This window comes from Flavonifractor sp. An10, from assembly GCF_002161215.1.
GTDB classification, from domain to species: Bacteria; Bacillota; Clostridia; order Oscillospirales; family Oscillospiraceae; genus Flavonifractor; species Flavonifractor avistercoris.
Genome location: NZ_NFMB01000004.1, coordinates 42961 through 58607, shown reverse-complemented (window position 1 = coordinate 58607; position 15647 = coordinate 42961). Strand labels below are relative to the sequence as shown.

Below are 15647 nucleotides of genomic sequence, written 5' to 3'. Positions count from 1 at the left end.
CTCCTTACAGCACGCACAGCGCTTCCAGCTCGGTCTTGCTGTACTTCTCCAGCACGTTGAACACCACCACGGTGAGCAGGCCCTCCACAATGGCCAGGGGGATCTGGGTGACGGCGAACACCATCAGGTACCGCGCCATGCCCCCGTCGATCACCCCCAGCTGGAAGGAGGTCACCACGTAGGTGAACAGATCCCCCAGGGCGGCGGCGGCGAACACCGCCACGGGCGCCGGGGCCTTGGCCTTCCGCAGCAGCTTGTACACCAGCCAGGACACGATGGGCCCGGCGATGGCCATGGAGAAGGTGTTGGCCCCCAGGGTGGTCAGGCCGCCGTGGGCCAGCAGCAGGGCCTGGAACAGCAGGACGATCAGCCCCAGCACCGCCATGGTCATGGGCCCGAACAGGATGGCCCCCAGGCCCACGCCGGTGGGGTGGGAGCAGGAGCCGTTAAAGGAGGGCAGCTTCAGGGCGGAGAGCACGAAGGCAAAGGCCCCGCACATGGCCAGGAGAATCTTGGCCCGGGGCGCCATCTCCACCTTCTTTTTGATGGACAGGAAGCCCGCCGCCACAAAGGGCACGCACACGGCTCCCCACACCACGCACCAGCCGGCGGGCAGAAAGCCCTCGGCGATGTGCATGGCGGAGGCGCTCATGGGCAGCAGGCCCAGCAGCCCGATGAGCAGGGCCGCGGTGCGCAGCAGGCGGTGGTTGCGTTGTGTTGTCATGATCTTCATCCTTTCCTATACCTCGTAGGCTGATGGTGTGGTATGCTCCGGCAAGGTCTTCCGGCTCGGGCCTCTCTGCCGCCGCGCGCCTTCCCAGGTTTCCCCAGTGGCGTTGTGCCCGGCGGCTCCGCCCTTACGGCAGCGGGACTGCGCGGGAGTTGCACCCGACTTCCCTTTTCCGGAGCACTATGTCAACAGGCTTCCGCCTGGAGTTTTTCCGCCGCTTCGGCGTGGGCGGCGAACAGGGCCCGCACGCCGGGGTTCTCCCCCAGGCCCCGCAGGACGCAGGACACCTGATAGCCCTCCGTCTCCAGCCTCGACTTCCAGGAGTCGGGCTCGTCCCCGGCCAGATCGTTCTTGGCGTGGTCGCCGGCCACCACCATCAGGGGCCGCAGCTCCACCCGGCGCACCGCCGGGCGTTCCTTCAGCCGCCGCAGGGCCTCGTCAAAGCCGGGGTAGCCCTCCACCGTGCCGATGACGATGTCCCGCCGGCCCAGGTCGTGGAGCAGGTACTCCAGTTGGGTGTAGGCGGCGTTGGCGTAGTGCCCCGTGCCGTGGCCCATGTAGAGCACGGCGGCGTCCTCCGACGGGGCGGGCAGGTCGGAGAGCAGGGCGTCGGCCAGCGCCCGGTAGTCCGCCTCCGCCGTCAGCAGGGGCTTTCCGAATGCCAGCCGGGCAAACCGCCCGGCAAAGGGGGCGGCCTGGGCCATCAGCTTGTCGTACTCGTCGCCGTTGAGGATGTGGGTGGGCTGCACCACCACGTCCACATACCCCTCGTCCGCCAGGCGCTCCAGGGCCTGGGGCACGTCGTCGATGTGGGTGCCCTCCTTCTCCAGCTTGCGCAGGATCATGCCGCTGGTGAAGGCCCGGCGGAGGGTGCGGCCGGGAAAGGCGGCGGCCAGCTCCGCCTCGATGGCGGCGATGGTCTTTTCCAGGGTGTCAAAGTGGCTGGTGCCGAAGGACACCGCCAGGATGGCTTGTCTGTCCATGGTTGTTCCTCCTGTGGGGACGAAATGTGCAGAATCGGGCGCAGATCGATGCCTTTGCAGGGGCGGCCTGTGGCCGCCCGCGGGCGGTCAAAGCCCGCCCCTACTCCCGCGCGTTGTTGCTGGCCTGATAGAGCAGGGCGTTGCAGATGGCGGCGGCCACATTGGAGCCGCCCTTGCGGCCCCGGGCCACGATGTGGGGCACGTCCATGGTGAGCAGCAGCTCCTTGCTCTCCACCACGTTGACAAACCCCACAGGCACACCGATGACCAGGGCGGGCTTCATCTTCCCCTCGTCCATGAGCTGGCAGGCCCGCACCAGGGCGGTGGGGGCATTGCCGATGGCCAGCACCAGGGGGCCGTCCAGGGCGGCGGCCCGCTCCATGGACACGGTGGCCCTCGTCTCCCCCCGCTCCTTGGCCTCGGCCGCCACGTCCGGGTCGGACATGAAGCACACGGCCCTGCCGCCGAACTTCTCCAGCACCCGCTTGTTCACGCCGGAGAAGGCCATCTGGGTGTCGGTGACGATGGTGCAGCCGGCCTTCATGGCGGCGATCCCTTTTTCCACCGCGCCGGGGGAGAACGCCAGATTGTCGGCATACTCAAAGTCCGCCGTGGTGTGGATCACCCGCTTGACCACCGGCAGCTGCTCCGCCGGGAACACCCGGTCGCCCAGCTCCTGGGCGATGAGCTCCATGCTCCGGGCCTCGATGTCCGCCGGGGCCACCCGCTGTAACTGAATTTCCTTCATGGATTATTCCTCCCCGTTCAAGATACGGTAAATCCGCGCCATGTCCAGGCTCTCCCGCAGGCCGGCGGCCAGCTTGTCGTACTGCCCCTGGGCGTAGTCCTGCCAGTCCACCGCCGCCGCGCCGGGCTCCAGCCCCTTGGCCGCCAGCAGGGCGTTGACCAGTGCCTCCGCCGCCCCGGCCTTGTCAAAGATGCCGTGGACGTAGCAGCCCCACACGTTCCCCGCGCTCAGGCCGTCGGTGCGGCGCTCCCCGGTCTGGGTGGTGAAGTCCGCCAGAGGGGCGGCGGCGCTCTCGGTGCGGCCCATGTGGATCTCGTAGCCCTCGAAGGGAACGCCCGCCATGGCGCCGAAGATACCCTCCGGGGCCCGGAAGGCGCCGGTCACCCGGGTGCGGGTCTTTTCCCCCTGGAACACCGTGTGGGCGGGCAGCAGGCCCAGGCCGGCCAGCGTGCCGCCCCCCTCCACCCCGTCGGGGTCGGAGACGGTCTGTCCCAGCATCTGATAGCCGCCGCAGATGCCCGCCACCGCGCCTCCGGCGGCGGCGTGCTTGAGTATGGCGGCCTCCATGCCGGTCTGCCGCAGCCAGCGCAGATCGTCCATGGTGTTCTTGGTGCCCGGGAGTACCACCAGATCCGGGTGCCCCAGCTCCCGGGGAGAGGTGACATAGCGGAGGGTGACGGCCTCCATCCGCTCCAGGGGGTTGAAGTCGGTGAAGTTGGACAGGCGGGGCAGGCGCACCACCGCGATGTCCACCAGGCCCACCTTGCCGGTGTTCCCCAGCCGGGAGGACAGGGAGTCCTCGTCGTCCACATCCACGTCCATCATGGGGACAACCCCCAGCACCGGCTTGCCGGTGAGCTCCTCCAGCTGCCCCAGGCCGGGCCGGAGAATGTCCACATCCCCCCGGAATTTGTTGATAATCAGGCCGCGGATCAGCTCCTGCTCGTCGGGCTCCAGCAGCTTCACCGTGCCGTAGAGGGAGGCGAACACACCCCCCCGGTCGATGTCGCCGCACAGGAGCACCGGGGCCTTTGCCCGCTTTGCCATGCCCATGTTGACGATGTCGTCCTGCCGCAGGTTGATCTCCGCCGGGCTGCCCGCCCCCTCGATGACAATGATGTCGTAGTCGGCGGACAGGGACTCGTAGGCGGCCATGACCTCGGGGATCAGGGTCTTGCGGTAGTGGAAGTACTCCCCCGCCGGCATGGTGCCCCGGGGCACGCCGTTGACAATCACCTGGGAGCCTACGTTGCTGGTGGGCTTGAGGAGGATGGGGTTCATCCGGGCGTCGGGGGCCACCCCCGCCGCCTCGGCCTGCACCACCTGGGCCCGGCCCATCTCCAGCCCGTCGGGGGTGATAGCGGAGTTGAGGGCCATGTTCTGGGACTTGAATGGGGCCACCCTGTAGCCGTCCTGTTTGAAAATGCGGCACAGCCCCGCCGCCAGCAGGGACTTGCCCGCGTTGGACGCCGTCCCCTGTATCATAATCGCCTTTGCCATCACAGCACCTCCCTCAGGGCGGCCAGCAGCCGCCGGTTTTGCTCCGCCTGTCCCACACACACCCGGTACCAGTCCTCCCCCAGGCCGTGGTAGTTGGCGCAGGAGCGGATCAGCACGCCCTGTGCGACCATTTTCTCTTTCAGATCTGCCGCCCCCGCCGCCCGGAACAGCAGGTAGTTGGCCTGCCCCGGCACCACGTCCAGGCCCAGGGCGGACAGGCCCTCCGCCAGGGCGGGCCGTTCCCCCTCCAGGAAGGCCCGGGCTTTCTCCGGCCAGTGGGGGCACTGTGTCAGCGCCGCCAGCCCCGCCGCCTGGGCGGGGGTGGACACGCTCCAGGGCGGGCCGCCGGCGGACATTCTCTCCAGCAGGGCGGTGTCGGCACACAGGGCATAGCCCAGCCGCAGGCCCGCCATGGCGTAGCTCTTGGTGAAGGCCCGCAGCAGAAGCAGGTTGGGGTACTCCTCCAGCCAGGGGACCAGCCCCGGCCCGCCGCAGGCGAGGGGCAGGAAGCACTCGTCCACCGCCAGCACCGCCCCCAGCCCCCGGCACTTCTCCGCCGCCGCCAGCAGCAGTTCTTGGTCAATGAGCCGCCCGGTGGGGTTGTTGGGGGTGCACAGGAACACCAGCTCCGTGTCCGGCCCGATGGCCTCCAGAAGCCCCTCGTCCACGTCAAAGTTCCGCTCCCGCCGCAGGAGGTGGCGGGTGACGGCACACCCCGCGGCGGACAGGGCCCCCTCATACTCGGAGAAGGTGGGGGCGGTGACCAGGGCCCAGCGGGGGCGCAGGGCGAAGGCCAGCCGGAAGATCAGCTCCGCCGCCCCGCTGCCGCAGAGCACCCGCTCCGGCGCCACCCCGTCGTGGGCGGCGATGGCCGCGCGCAGCTCCCGGCACAGGGGGTCGGGGTAGGGGGCCGCCTGGGCCGCCGCACGGGCGGCCGCCTCTCCCACCTGGGGCGGCATCCCAAGGGGGTTCAGGTTGGCCGAGCAGTCCAGCACCGGCCCGCCATAGCGGGCCTGGGCGGTGAGCACGTCCCCGCCGTGGGTGTACGGGAGCATGGGCGGGCCTCCTTTCCGGGAAATTTCTGAATCGGGCGGCCACAGGCCGCCCCTATAGACGCTGCCGTACGGATTTGCCGGGCGCGCCGGGTCGTCGTGCCCCACGAAGTGCCACCCAGCCGCCCGCCTGTAGGGCGCGGCATCCTTGACGCGCCCCCCCTCTCACGGGAACAGCAGAATCATCAGCGGCACGCCGCAGAAGAGCAGCAGGGCGAAAAAGGCGGTGGCGTATAAAATCCGCCCGGCGCGCAGGATGTCCAGGGCCTCAATGGGCCGCTGGTCGTCGCCGATGGTGGGCTTGTCCACCAGCTTGCCGAAGTAGCAGCTGGGCCCGGCCAGCTGGAGCTGGAGGGCCCCGGCGCAGGCCGCCTCGGTGTGGGCGGAGTTGGGGGACTTGTGGTTTTTCCGATCCCGCCGGAAAATCCGCCAGGCGTTGCGGCCGTCATAGCCGCTGGCCGCCGCCCCCAGGCACATCAGTACCCCGGCGACCCGGGCGGGGATCAGGTTGAGCACATCGTCCAGCCTGGCCGCCGCCCGGCCAAAATAGAGGTATTTGTCGTTCTTGTAGCCCACCATGGAGTCCATGGTGTTGGCGGCCTTGTAGAACATGCCCAGGGGCGCGCCGCCGACGGCCAGGAAGAGCAGCGGGGCGATCACCCCGTCGGAGGCGTTCTCCGCCACCGTCTCCACGGCGGCCTTGGCCACCCCCGCCTCGTCCAGCCGGTCGGTGTCCCGGCCCACGATCATGGACACGGCCCGGCGGGCGGCGGGGAGATCCCCCGCCTTGAGGGCCTGATAGACCTTTCCGCTCTCCACCCGGAGGGACTTGGCGGCCAGCAGCTGGTAGCTGATCAGCGTCTCCACCCCCAGGGCCAGCCAGGGGCTCACCTGGGCACAGCCCCACAGCAGCAGGGCGGTCACGCCGGTGGGGATGCACAGGGTCAGCGCCACCAGCGCCACGCCGGCGGCCAGCTCGCCCCCGGTTGTCTTGGGGAAGATCCGCCGCAGGAGCTTCTCCAGCCCGGCGATCAGCTCCCCGATGGCCCGCACCGGGTGGGGGGCCCAGTGGGGATCCCCCAGCAGGAGATCCAGGCAGAAGCCCAGCAGCAGAGCCAGCAGATGGGATACGCCCCAGCTCACAGTCCCTTCTCCCCCTCATACTCCTCCAGAATGGTTAGCTCCAGGGTATCCGGGTTCAGCTCTGCCCGGAAGCCGCCGCAGTTGGGGCACATCCAGCCGTAGTACGCCCGCTCCGGGCGGCCGTATTTGGTGAGCAGGCTCATGAGGGCCCCGCCGTGGGACACCACCCCCACCCGCGCACAGCCGCGGGCGGCGGCGTCCGCCGCCACCTTCTCCAGCCCCCGGGACACCCGGTCGGTGACCTGCTGGGCGCTCTCCCCCACCGGCATGTTGGCGAAGTCGGGGTGCTCCCCCATGCCGATCCACGCCTGATAGAGGGGGTCGTCCTTCAGCTCCTCGTGGTTCTTCCCCTCAAAGGGGCCGAAGTCGCTCTCCCGCAGCTCGTCCACCACCGTCATGGGCACCCCCGGCCACAGCAGCTCCGCCGTCCGGAGGCACCGCCGCAGGGGGCTGCGGTAGATGTGCTCCACCCTGGGCAGGGTGGGGCCCACCCGCCGGGCCAGCTCCTCCCCCTGGGGGAGCAGGGGCACGTCCAGGGTGCCGATAAACCGCTTTTCCAGGTTGCCCTGGGTGGTACCGTGACGGATCAAAATCAGTTCCATGGGCCCTCTCCTTTCAAAACCATGGGCAGGCCGCAGAAAATCCGCTCCACCCGCTCCGCCCGCTTCGCCAGGCGGCAGCACAGCCGCCCCACCTGCTCCCGCCGTCTCCGCTGCGCCGGCTCCACCGGCACCACGCCGCAGCCTACCTCGTCGCAGATGAGGATCACGTCCGGGTTGGCGGCGAGCAGCTCGTTCTCGTCCAGCTCCGGCCACTGCTCCAGCCCGGCAAAGATGGGCCTCGTGCGGGCCTCCTCCGGGGTGCGGGCCACCTGGTCGGGGCCGTACCCGGTCTTTTCCAGGGCGTAGGCCAGCTTGCCCTGGCCCGCGCCGCCGATGATGAGCATCATACCAGCACCTCCATCCGCTGGGCCGCAGCCGCCCCCAGCACCATGCCCAGCTCGCACAGCTGGAGGAAGAACCCGGCCAGATCGCCGGTGACCCCGCCGAACTGCCGTTTGGCGGTGGTCACATAGTACAGACACGCCAGGGCCGCGCCCGCCAGCGCCCCCACCCCCGTCCAGGGGGACAGGAGCACCATGGCGACGGCGGCCAACGCCGCCCACGCCGCCAGCACCACCCGGGCCTTGGCCGCGTCCATGGGGCCGGTGAAGGTAGCCAGCAGGCCGGTGCCCCGGGCGTTGGGCAGGGTGACGGCGAACAGGCCGGACAGGCCCCGGGACAGCACCGGCCCCAGGCAGAGGGCCAGGGCGGCCCGCCCTGCTACGGAAACTTCACACCAGGCGGCGAAGAACACGATCAGGTACAGCCCGCAGCAGATGATGGCGAAGGCCCCGGTGTGGGAGTCCTTCAAAATCTCCAGCTTCCGCTCCCGGCTCTGGTGGGAGGACAGGGCGTCGCAGGTGTCGCAGAAGCCGTCCAGGTGGATGCCGCCGCTGAGGGCGATGGGGAGCAGCAGGGCAAAGGCGGCGGTGAAGATGTCCCCAAAGCCCAGCCAGCGGGCCAGGGCCAGCCACAGCCGCAAGGCGGCCCCGATGAAGAGCCCCACCAGAGGGAACCAGCACAGGGCCCAGGACAGGGCCTTTTCCTCCCAGTCCACCCGGGGCATGGGCAGCTTGGAGTACATGGCAAAGGCGATGATGACGGATTTCACGGCTTCTCCCCCTTCCAGGCCACGGGAATCCCGCAGACCACCTCGTATACCGCGTCGGCCCGGGCGGCCACGGCCCGGTTCAGCCGGGCCAGCACATCCAGATAGGCCAGGGTGTCCGGGCCGTAGTCCATCCCGTCGGAGAACAGCTCGTTGGTCACCACCACCAGCAGCCCGGCCTGCCCGGCGGCGCGGTCAATGCCCGCCAGCACCCGGTCAAAGGCCCCCTGACGGCCCTGCTCTCCGAAAAACTCGTTGGCGGTCAGGTTGGAGAGATCCTCCAGCAGGGCGGCGCAACCGGAGGGCAGGGTGAGCCCCGCCAGATTCTCCGGGCACTCCAGGGTCTCAAAGCCCTTCCCCGCCCGCATCTGCCGGTGCCGCTCCACCCGGCGGACGCTCTCCGCGTCCCACACCCTCATGGTGGCCAGGTACACCCGCCGATCCAGGCCGGAGGAGGTGACCAGCCCCTCGGCAAACTCCGACTTGCCGCTCCCCGCGCCGCCGGATACCAGTATCAGCATGCGTGCACCTCCCATCGGCGGGGGCAAGCCCCCGCCCTACGGCCTCGCAGAGTTTCGCCGCCTCGCGGCGAAATCCAATCAAAATCTGTGCGGAGCAGGACACACCCCAGGGTGCCTTCTCTTGCCCCTACGGGGCAATTCACCTTGCGCGCCTGCGCAGCACACCACTGCTTGCTCCGCCACCGGCGGGCAACCACCCGCGCAGGCGCGGGTGAGGGGGGTATCGGCGGCGGTTTCCTTGGGAACCGCCGCCGTATCTAGGGTCGAACCTGCCGGGGGCAGGTTCGATGGAAATCAAGCGTCAGCCACCTTGATTTCAGAAGACAAAGTCCCCCCTAGACTAATGGCTGGTATGCCTCAATGTTCGTATCCTCAAAGGTGGTCATCTCCCGATAGACCGCCAGGCCCATGTCCAGCAGAGGCATAACGGCCACGGCGCCGGTGCCCTCCCCCAAGCGCATCCCGGCGTAGAGGAAGGGCCGCAGGTTCAGCTCAGAGAGCACCAGCTGGCTGGCCGGCTCCTCGGAGGCGTGGGAGCCCAGCATGTAGTCCTTACATTGGGGGCACAGCCGGGCGGCCACCAGGGCGGCCACGGAGGAGATGAACCCGTCCACCAGCACGGGGGTGCGGCACAGGGCGCCCCCCAGGAACACGCCGGCCAGCCCGGCGATGTCCAGCCCCCCCACCTTGTGGAGCACGTCCAGCACGTCGCCGGGGTCGGGCCGGTTCACCCGGACGGCGGTCTCGATGGCCCGGATCTTTCTCTGCAGGCCCTCGGAGGACAGCCCCGCCCCCCGGCCGGTCATATCCTCCACCGGCCGGTTCAGCAGCACGGCGGCCAGGGCGGAGGATGTGGTGGTGTTGCCGATGCCCATCTCACCGGTGGCCAGCAGCTTGACGCCCCGGCCCCGCAGCTCCCGGGCAATCTCCACCCCCGCCAGGATGGCCTGGACGGCCTCCTCCCGGCTCATGGCGGGGCCCTGGGTCATGTTGGCGGTGCCCCGGCGGACGCACTTCTGGCGGATGCGCGCTCCCTTCAGGGGGGTGACGGTGCCGATGTCCACCGGCACCACCTCCGCGCCTGCGGCGCGGGACATGGCGCACACGCTGGTGTCCCCGGTGGACATGTTCTCCGCCACGATGGCGGTGACCTCCTGGCCGGTCTGGGTGACCCCCTCGGCCACCACGCCGTTGTCGGCGCACATGACCACCACCGCCCGTTTGGAGATGTCCACGTCGGGGCTTCCGGTCATGCCGGCGATGCGGATCACCGCGTCCTCCAGCGCCCCCAGGCTGCCCAGGGGCTTGGCAATGGAGTCCCACCGGGCCTTCGCCCGACCCATGGCCTCTTCATCGGCGGGGACGATCCCCTGAATGACTTCTTCCAGCGTCATGACAATGCCTCCTGATTGTTTTGACAGCGGCGGGCTGCCGCCACGAATCTCTGTGCCGCCGACCGCGCGGCGCAGAAGTGGAAATGGGGGAACCCGGCGTAGAGGGTTGGGGTGTGGTAGGCGCAGTCCCAGCCCCGGGTGCTCTGGGGCTTCTCCGCCCGGAAGGCGCTCCCCGGCGCGTCGGTGTCCCAGTAGTGGAACTCATGGGCGGGGATCTTCGTCCCCGCCGGGCCCAGCAGCCCGTCGGTTTTGGCCGTCAGGGTGATATACCCGAACCGGCCCAGCTTACCGGTGTTGGCCGCCCGGCCTGGGAACACCCCCGCCATGGGCCATTCCCGGCCCTCCCCGTCGGCCAGGGTCTGATTCAAGTAGAGGAATCCGCCGCACTCGGCCACCGTGGGCAGGCCGCCCAGCACGGCGGCGCGCACTTCCTCCCGCATGGGGCGGTTGTCCGCCAGCGCCTCGGCGTACAGCTCCGGGTAGCCGCCCCCCAGGTAGAGGCCGCAGATTCCCTCGGGCAGGCCCTCGTCGGCCAGGGGGGAGAACTCCACCAGCTCCGCCCCCAGCTTTTCCAGCAGGGCCAGGCCGTCGGCGTAGTAGAAGCAGAAGGCCTTATCCCTCGCCACGGCGATGCGGGGCCTCCCCTCCACCGGCTCCGGCAGGGCCATGGGTTTGGCCGCCAGCTCCGGGGCGGAGGCCGCCAGGGCCAGCAGGCCGTCGATATCCACCGTTTCCTCGGTCTGGGCGGCCAGGGCGGACAGCTTCTCCTTCAGGCCCGCCACCTCGGCGGCGGTGACCAGCCCCAGGTGGCGGCTCTCCAGGGCGCAGTCCGGCCGGTTGGGGAGAAAGCCGTAGACCTTTACCCCCGTCTCCCTCTCGATGGCCTCCCTCAAGCGGGGGTAGAGCATGGGGGACACCCGGTTGAGAATGACCCCCGCGATGCCGCTGTCCGGCCGGAAGTCTTTCATGCCCTTCACCACGGCGGCGGCGGTGAGGGCCCGCCCCCGGCCGTCCAGCACCAGCACCGCCGGGGTGCGGGTGGCGCGGGCCAGGTCGTAGGCGCTGGCCTCGGCGCTGAGGCCGATGCCGTCGTAGTAGCCCATGACCCCCTCGATGAGGGCCAGGCTGCTGTCCCGGCTGTTCTCCTCCAGCAGATACCGGGTGGTGTCCGCCCCCAGGAAGAACAGATCCAGGTTGCGGCTTTTGGCCCCGATGATCTCGCTGTGGAACATGGGGTCGATGTAGTCCGGGCCGCACTTGAAGGCCACCGGGTTTGCCCCCCGGTTCACCAGAACCTGGAGGATGGCGCAGGTCAGGGTGGTCTTGCCGCCCCCGCTGGCCGGGGCGCAGAGCAGCAGACGGGGCGCGCTCATGCCAGCCCCTCCCCGGAGAAGATCCACACCGGGTTCTGGGCGTCCATCAGGTGGTACCGCCCCGCCGGGCGGGTGCGGGTGACAGAGATCTGCACCATGTCCGGACTGCCCAGCCGGGCAAAGCATTTGGCCGCCTCCCCCACCGTCTCCAGAGTGACGGCGGTGCACACCACCCGGGCGGCGGGATTCTTATGGAACACCACCTGGAGAATCTCCTCCAGGCTGCCGGAGGTGCCCCCCAGGAACACCCGGTCGGGGGCGGGCAGATTTTCCAGGGCCTCCGGGGCCGTCCCCGCCACAATCTCCAGATTGACGGCGTGGAACCGGGCCTTGTTCTCGGCCAGCAGGGCCAGGGCGGCGTCCTTCTTCTCCACGGCGTACACCCGCCCGGCGGGGCAGGACAGGGCGCACTCCACGGAGACGGAGCCGGTGCCCGCCCCCACGTCCCACACCACGTGGTGTTCCTCCAGCCGCAGCTTGGACAGGGCGAGAGCGCGCACCTCCTCCTTGGTCATGGGCACGTCCCCCCGGAGGAAGGCCCCGTCGGGCAGGCCGGAGCCGTTCCACGGCCGCACCACCGGGTCGGGGTTCTCCGCCAGCAGGACGGACAGGTCGGCGAAGGTCTCCCCCGCCAGCTCCGCCGCCGTGCCGGTGACGATGCGCTCGTCGGAGTAACTCAGCCGCTCCCCCACGGAGAGCTGGACCTCCCCCAGGCCCCGCTCCACCAGCTCCCGGCACACGTCCTCCACCCTGGTGGCCCCGCCGGTGAGGGCGAAGGTCTTGACGCTGCGCTGGATCTCCCCCGCCAGGTTGTGGGCCCGGCCGTGGGCGCTGACCAGTTTCGCGTCCTGCCAGGTGGTCTGGATCTTGGCGCAGAAGTAGGTGAGGGAGGAGATGCCGGGCACCGTCTCCACCTCGTAGCTGCCCAGCAGGGGCCACAGGTTCCTGGCCCCGCTGTAAAACCCGGTGTCGCCGGACAGGAGGACGGCCACAGGGCCCTCCGGGGTCTTTCCGATGAACTCGGCGATGTCGGCGGCGGTGATGAGGGGCACACATTCGTGGCTCTCCGCCCAGGGCTCCAGCAGGCGGCGGGCCCCCACCAGCACGGGGCACGCCTGGATGGCCTCCAGGGCGCGGACTGTCAGGGTCTCCGGGTTGCCCATGCCCACGCCGATGAGATAGACCTTCATACGCCCGTCCTCCTTGCAATCTCTGCCTGAATCTGTTCCAGGGTCAGGCCGTCCTCCGCGCCGGGCCGCTCCACCACCAGCAGGGCACAGCCCGCCTCTTGGGCCGCCTCCGCCTTCTCCCGGAAGCCGCCATAGCCGCCGGTGTCCTTGGTCACCAGGGTTTTGATCCGGTACTGCCGCAGCAGGGCCACGTTCAGCTCTTTGGAGAAGGGCCCCTGCATGCAGATGATGTTCCTGGGCGGAAAGCCCAGCGTCAGGCACCGCTCCAGGGAGTCCACCATGGGCAGCACCCGGGGATAGCACCGCTCCGCCAGGCCGGGGACGGCGAAGTGGTGGAGCTCCTTGCTGCCGGTGGTGAGGAGTACGTTGCCGGGCAGCTCTCTCAGCAGCGCCGCCGCACCGGCCATGTCCGCCGCCCGGAGGCAGCCGTCCCCCCCGCCGGACTGGCGAACCAGCCGCAGCCGGGGCAGGCCCGCCGCCTCCGCCGCGGCTTTGATGTTCTCCGTCACCTCCACCGCGTAGGGGTGGGTGGCGTCCACCACCAGGGCGTAGCCTCGCCCCATCAGGGCCGCCATCTCATCCCGGTCCATGCGGCCCACGTGGGCCTCCGCCCCGGCGGGGAGCAGGGTCTCCCCGTACTCCGTGGCCACACAGACCGTGCAGGGGATGCGCTCTGCAAGCATCCACTCCGCCAGGGCCCGGCCCTCCCCGGTGCCGCCGAACAATAGGATTTTGTCCATCGTCCTCCTCCTTGTGTGCGGGTGTCCGTGGGGCGCGACGACCCGGCGCGCCCACCTCAATTTTCCCGCTGGAAATAACCCCGGGGGGTGACCATCTTGCCGCCCAGCACCTTGGTCTGGCTGTTCCCCACAAACACGGTGGTGAACATGTCCACCTGGGTGTCCCGCAGCCGGCCCAGGGTGAGGATGCGGGCCTCCTCCCCCGCCCGGCCGATGTTGCGCACGGTGCCGCAGACGGTGTCCGGGCTCTTGCCGGCGGCGAGCAGGATGTCGCAGGCCCGCCGGAGGTAGTCCGGCCGGCTCCTGCTGGCCGGGTTGTAGAGGCAGAGGACGAAGTCCGCCCGGGCGGCAGCGGTGAGCCGCGCCTCGATTTTCTCCCAGGGGGTGAGCAGGTCGGACAGGGACACCACGGCGAAGTCGTGGGTCAGGGGGGCCCCCAGCACGGCGGCCCCGCCGCAGGCGGCGGTGATGCCGGGCACCACCTCGATGTCGATGGGGTCGTACTCCTGGGCCACCTCGTAGATCAGGCCCGCCATGCCGTACACACCGGAGTCGCCGGAGCACACCACCGCCACGTTTTTGCCGGTGAGGGCGGCCTCCACCGCCGCCCGGCAGCGGTCCACCTCCCGCCGCATGCCGGTGGACAGGGTCTCCTTGTCCGGGAAGTCCTCCTTCACCAGGTCGATGTAGGCGGTATAGCCCACAAGCAGGTCGCACTCCTCCAGGGCGGCCCGGGCCCGGCCGGTGAGATCCGCCCCGCCGCCGGGGCCCAGCCCGATGACAGTCACTTTCATAGGGTTTCCTTTCTCGCCACCGCAACGGTGACGCCGTTTTTCGCCTGCTTGGGGACGATGATCCACCCCCCGGCACACACCGCCGCCCGCTCGCACACGTTGTCCACGCCGGTGACACTTTTCACAAAATCCGAGGGGGTGAAGTCCCCCTCCGCCGCCGCCAGCACCTCCGCCGGGAAGGTGCGCAGGGGCAGGTGATGGGCCTGGCAGAAGGCCAGCAGGCCCGGCTCGTCTTTCTTTAAGTCGATGGTGGCAACCGCCGCCACGGCCCGGGGCTCATACCCCGCCAGGGCGGCGGAGGTCAGGGCCTCGATGGCCGCCTGTTCCGTCCCCCGGCGGCAGCCGATGCCTAAAATCAGGCTTTGGGGAGCCAGCCGCAGGGTGCGGGAAAAGGGCCCCGCCCCCGTCCGATCGGTGACCCACACCCCCAGCTCCGCCGGGCCGTCCGTGAGGCCCTCCGGGCAGGGGTGGCTGAAGTCGCTGGCAAAGCCCACCGGCGTCCCGTCCAGCAGGGCGGCGGAGACCTCTTTCGCCAGCGTCCGGTCGGTGATGGCAAGGCCGTTCCCTTTCGCCCACACGTCCACGGCGAAGAGGCCGTTGACGTCGGTGGCGGTGGACACCGCCGCCTGTCCGCCGGTGAGGGCCGCCACCCGGAGGGCCAGCGCATTGGCGCCCCCCACGTGACCGGACAGCAGGGGGACGGCAAACCGCCCCGCCTCGTCCACGCTGACTACGGCGGGGTCGGTGAACTTATCCTTGACATGGGGGGCGATGGCCCGCACGGCGATGCCCGCCGCCCCCACGAAGATCAGCCCCTCGGCCCTCCCCCACTGTGCCGCCGTCCAGGCGTCCAGGGAGGGAACCGGCTCCGCCCCCACGTCTGCGGCAAAGCGGGCGGGGGCGGCCAGGGTGCCGCCCAGGGCGGCCGCCAGGGTTTTCCCCAGGGCCGCGCCTCTGCGGGTAAAGGCGATCACCGCCACGGTCATCGACTGGCCTCCCGGAACTCGTGGGTGAAGGCGGGGTCGTAGAGCTTGGAGCGCTCGTAATCATCCCCCAGAAAATGCCCGATGGTAATCAGCGCCGTCTTGGCAATCTTGTTCTTCCTGGCGGTCTTTGCCAGGGTGGACACGGTGCAGCGGAACACCTTCTCCTCCGGCCAGGTGGCCTTGTAGACGATGGCCGCCGGGGTGTCGGGGGCATAGCCCCCGGCCAGCAGCTCCTCCTCCACCTGCTCCAGCAGGCCGGTGGACAGGAACAGCACCATGGTGCAGCCGTGGGAGGCCAGCTTGCGCAGCCTCTCCCCCTCGGGCACCGGCGTCCGTCCCGCCATGCGGGTGATGATCACAGACTGTGATACCTCCGGCAGGGTATACTCGGCGTTGAGGGCCGCCGCCGCCCCGGAGAAGGAGGACACGCCGGGGGTCACGTCGTAGGGGATGCCCAGAGCGTCCAGCTCGTCCATCTGCTCCCGGATGGCCCCGTAGAGGGAGGGGTCGCCGGTGTGGAGGCGGACGGTGACGCCGCCCCTCTCCTCGGCGGCCTTCATCACTTCGATGACCTGCTCCAGGGTCATGGAGGCGCTGTCATAGACCTGGCAGCCCTCCTTCTTGTAGTCCAGCAGGGCGGGGTTCACCAGGGATCCGGCGTAGATGATCACGTCGGCCTCCCCCAGCAGTCTGGCGCCCCGCACCGTGATCAGATCCGCCCCGCCGGGGCCCGCGCCGATGAAATGTACCATAATAAAACTCCTATCTGTATCGTGCGGGCGG

Annotated in this window: 17 protein-coding genes and 1 riboswitch; all 17 genes read right to left on the bottom strand. The window is 69.7% G+C overall.

Annotation, left to right across the window (positions count from 1 at the left end):
- Window positions 1-4: 4 nt before the first annotated feature.
- Window positions 5-724: an energy-coupling factor ABC transporter permease gene (locus B5E42_RS07835; protein ID WP_087239061.1), complete on the bottom strand. Its 720-nt coding sequence runs from the start codon at window positions 722-724 to the stop codon at window positions 5-7.
- 32 nt (window positions 725-756) lie between these two features.
- Window positions 757-945: riboswitch (cobalamin riboswitch) on the bottom strand.
- Complete coding sequence (locus B5E42_RS07830; RefSeq protein WP_162613933.1) at window positions 916-1713, bottom strand: sirohydrochlorin cobaltochelatase; 798 nt, start codon at window positions 1711-1713, stop codon at window positions 916-918. (Overlaps the previous riboswitch by 30 nt.)
- Window positions 1714-1813: 100 nt before the next feature.
- Window positions 1814-2461 carry a precorrin-8X methylmutase gene (locus B5E42_RS07825; protein ID WP_087238404.1) on the bottom strand — a complete coding sequence of 216 codons (648 nt, stop codon included), beginning with the start codon at window positions 2459-2461 and terminating at the stop codon, window positions 1814-1816.
- A 3-nt stretch (window positions 2462-2464) separates the two neighbouring features.
- Entirely contained in the window at window positions 2465-3961 is a 1497-nt protein-coding gene (locus B5E42_RS07820) for a cobyric acid synthase (RefSeq protein ID WP_087238401.1), read from the bottom strand.
- Window positions 3961-5016 carry a threonine-phosphate decarboxylase gene (locus tag B5E42_RS07815; RefSeq protein WP_087238399.1) on the bottom strand — a complete coding sequence of 352 codons (1056 nt, stop codon included), beginning with the start codon at window positions 5014-5016 and terminating at the stop codon, window positions 3961-3963. The genes B5E42_RS07820 and B5E42_RS07815 overlap by 1 nt, the downstream gene beginning before the upstream one ends.
- A gap of 162 nt (window positions 5017-5178) precedes the next feature.
- A complete protein-coding gene (gene cbiB / locus B5E42_RS07810) occupies window positions 5179-6156 on the bottom strand; it encodes an adenosylcobinamide-phosphate synthase CbiB (RefSeq protein ID WP_087238397.1) in 978 nt (325 codons plus the stop codon).
- Entirely contained in the window at window positions 6153-6758 is a 606-nt protein-coding gene (locus B5E42_RS07805) for a histidine phosphatase family protein (protein ID WP_087238395.1), read from the bottom strand. The genes cbiB and B5E42_RS07805 overlap by 4 nt, the downstream gene beginning before the upstream one ends.
- The gene (locus B5E42_RS07800; protein ID WP_087238393.1) at window positions 6749-7105 is read right to left on the bottom strand and encodes a bifunctional adenosylcobinamide kinase/adenosylcobinamide-phosphate guanylyltransferase; all 357 of its coding nucleotides are present in this window, start codon (window positions 7103-7105) and stop codon (window positions 6749-6751) included. The genes B5E42_RS07805 and B5E42_RS07800 overlap by 10 nt, the downstream gene beginning before the upstream one ends.
- Window positions 7102-7869, bottom strand: a complete 768-nt coding sequence (gene cobS, locus B5E42_RS07795; RefSeq protein WP_087238391.1) for an adenosylcobinamide-GDP ribazoletransferase — start codon at window positions 7867-7869, stop codon at window positions 7102-7104. The genes B5E42_RS07800 and cobS overlap by 4 nt, the downstream gene beginning before the upstream one ends.
- Window positions 7866-8387 (bottom strand): bifunctional adenosylcobinamide kinase/adenosylcobinamide-phosphate guanylyltransferase, encoded by a 522-nt coding sequence (locus B5E42_RS07790; protein ID WP_087238389.1) that lies wholly within the window; start codon window positions 8385-8387, stop codon window positions 7866-7868. Before B5E42_RS07790 ends, cobS begins: the two co-directional genes overlap by 4 nt.
- A 335-nt stretch (window positions 8388-8722) precedes the next feature.
- Complete coding sequence (cobT, locus tag B5E42_RS07785; protein WP_087238386.1) at window positions 8723-9781, bottom strand: nicotinate-nucleotide--dimethylbenzimidazole phosphoribosyltransferase; 1059 nt, start codon at window positions 9779-9781, stop codon at window positions 8723-8725.
- Window positions 9778-11154, bottom strand: coding sequence for a cobyrinate a,c-diamide synthase (locus B5E42_RS07780; protein ID WP_087238384.1), 1377 nt, complete (start codon window positions 11152-11154; stop codon window positions 9778-9780). Before B5E42_RS07780 ends, cobT begins: the two co-directional genes overlap by 4 nt.
- Window positions 11151-12344, bottom strand: a complete 1194-nt coding sequence (gene cbiE, locus B5E42_RS07775; protein ID WP_087238382.1) for a precorrin-6y C5,15-methyltransferase (decarboxylating) subunit CbiE — start codon at window positions 12342-12344, stop codon at window positions 11151-11153. The genes B5E42_RS07780 and cbiE overlap by 4 nt, the downstream gene beginning before the upstream one ends.
- The gene (gene cobK / locus B5E42_RS07770; protein WP_087238380.1) at window positions 12341-13084 is read right to left on the bottom strand and encodes a precorrin-6A reductase; all 744 of its coding nucleotides are present in this window, start codon (window positions 13082-13084) and stop codon (window positions 12341-12343) included. Before cobK ends, cbiE begins: the two co-directional genes overlap by 4 nt.
- A 56-nt stretch (window positions 13085-13140) precedes the next feature.
- Window positions 13141-13878: a precorrin-3B C(17)-methyltransferase gene (gene cobJ, locus B5E42_RS07765; RefSeq protein WP_087238378.1), complete on the bottom strand. Its 738-nt coding sequence runs from the start codon at window positions 13876-13878 to the stop codon at window positions 13141-13143.
- The gene (locus B5E42_RS07760; RefSeq protein WP_087238376.1) at window positions 13875-14864 is read right to left on the bottom strand and encodes a cobalamin biosynthesis protein; all 990 of its coding nucleotides are present in this window, start codon (window positions 14862-14864) and stop codon (window positions 13875-13877) included. The genes cobJ and B5E42_RS07760 overlap by 4 nt, the downstream gene beginning before the upstream one ends.
- The gene (gene cobM, locus B5E42_RS07755) at window positions 14861-15616 is read right to left on the bottom strand and encodes a precorrin-4 C(11)-methyltransferase (RefSeq protein ID WP_087238373.1); all 756 of its coding nucleotides are present in this window, start codon (window positions 15614-15616) and stop codon (window positions 14861-14863) included. The genes B5E42_RS07760 and cobM overlap by 4 nt, the downstream gene beginning before the upstream one ends.
- Window positions 15617-15647: the final 31 nt, after the last annotated feature.

What these genes read in the sequence shown, in the direction of transcription:
- B5E42_RS07835 (WP_087239061.1), bottom strand. Translation starts at nt 724, where the DNA reads ATGACAACACAACGCAACCACCGCCTGCTGCGCACCGCGGCCCTGCTC.
- B5E42_RS07830 (WP_162613933.1), bottom strand. Translation starts at nt 1,713, where the DNA reads ATGGACAGACAAGCCATCCTGGCGGTGTCCTTCGGCACCAGCCACTTT.
- B5E42_RS07825 (WP_087238404.1), bottom strand. Translation starts at nt 2,461, where the DNA reads ATGAAGGAAATTCAGTTACAGCGGGTGGCCCCGGCGGACATCGAGGCC.
- B5E42_RS07820 (WP_087238401.1), bottom strand. Translation starts at nt 3,961, where the DNA reads ATGGCAAAGGCGATTATGATACAGGGGACGGCGTCCAACGCGGGCAAG.
- B5E42_RS07815 (WP_087238399.1), bottom strand. Translation starts at nt 5,016, where the DNA reads ATGCTCCCGTACACCCACGGCGGGGACGTGCTCACCGCCCAGGCCCGC.
- B5E42_RS07805 (WP_087238395.1), bottom strand. Translation starts at nt 6,758, where the DNA reads ATGGAACTGATTTTGATCCGTCACGGTACCACCCAGGGCAACCTGGAA.
- B5E42_RS07800 (WP_087238393.1), bottom strand. Translation starts at nt 7,105, where the DNA reads ATGATGCTCATCATCGGCGGCGCGGGCCAGGGCAAGCTGGCCTACGCC.
- B5E42_RS07790 (WP_087238389.1), bottom strand. Translation starts at nt 8,387, where the DNA reads ATGCTGATACTGGTATCCGGCGGCGCGGGGAGCGGCAAGTCGGAGTTT.
- cobT (WP_087238386.1), bottom strand. Translation starts at nt 9,781, where the DNA reads ATGACGCTGGAAGAAGTCATTCAGGGGATCGTCCCCGCCGATGAAGAG.
- B5E42_RS07780 (WP_087238384.1), bottom strand. Translation starts at nt 11,154, where the DNA reads ATGAGCGCGCCCCGTCTGCTGCTCTGCGCCCCGGCCAGCGGGGGCGGC.
- cbiE (WP_087238382.1), bottom strand. Translation starts at nt 12,344, where the DNA reads ATGAAGGTCTATCTCATCGGCGTGGGCATGGGCAACCCGGAGACCCTG.
- cobK (WP_087238380.1), bottom strand. Translation starts at nt 13,084, where the DNA reads ATGGACAAAATCCTATTGTTCGGCGGCACCGGGGAGGGCCGGGCCCTG.
- cobJ (WP_087238378.1), bottom strand. Translation starts at nt 13,878, where the DNA reads ATGAAAGTGACTGTCATCGGGCTGGGCCCCGGCGGCGGGGCGGATCTC.
- B5E42_RS07760 (WP_087238376.1), bottom strand. Translation starts at nt 14,864, where the DNA reads ATGACCGTGGCGGTGATCGCCTTTACCCGCAGAGGCGCGGCCCTGGGG.
- cobM (WP_087238373.1), bottom strand. Translation starts at nt 15,616, where the DNA reads ATGGTACATTTCATCGGCGCGGGCCCCGGCGGGGCGGATCTGATCACG.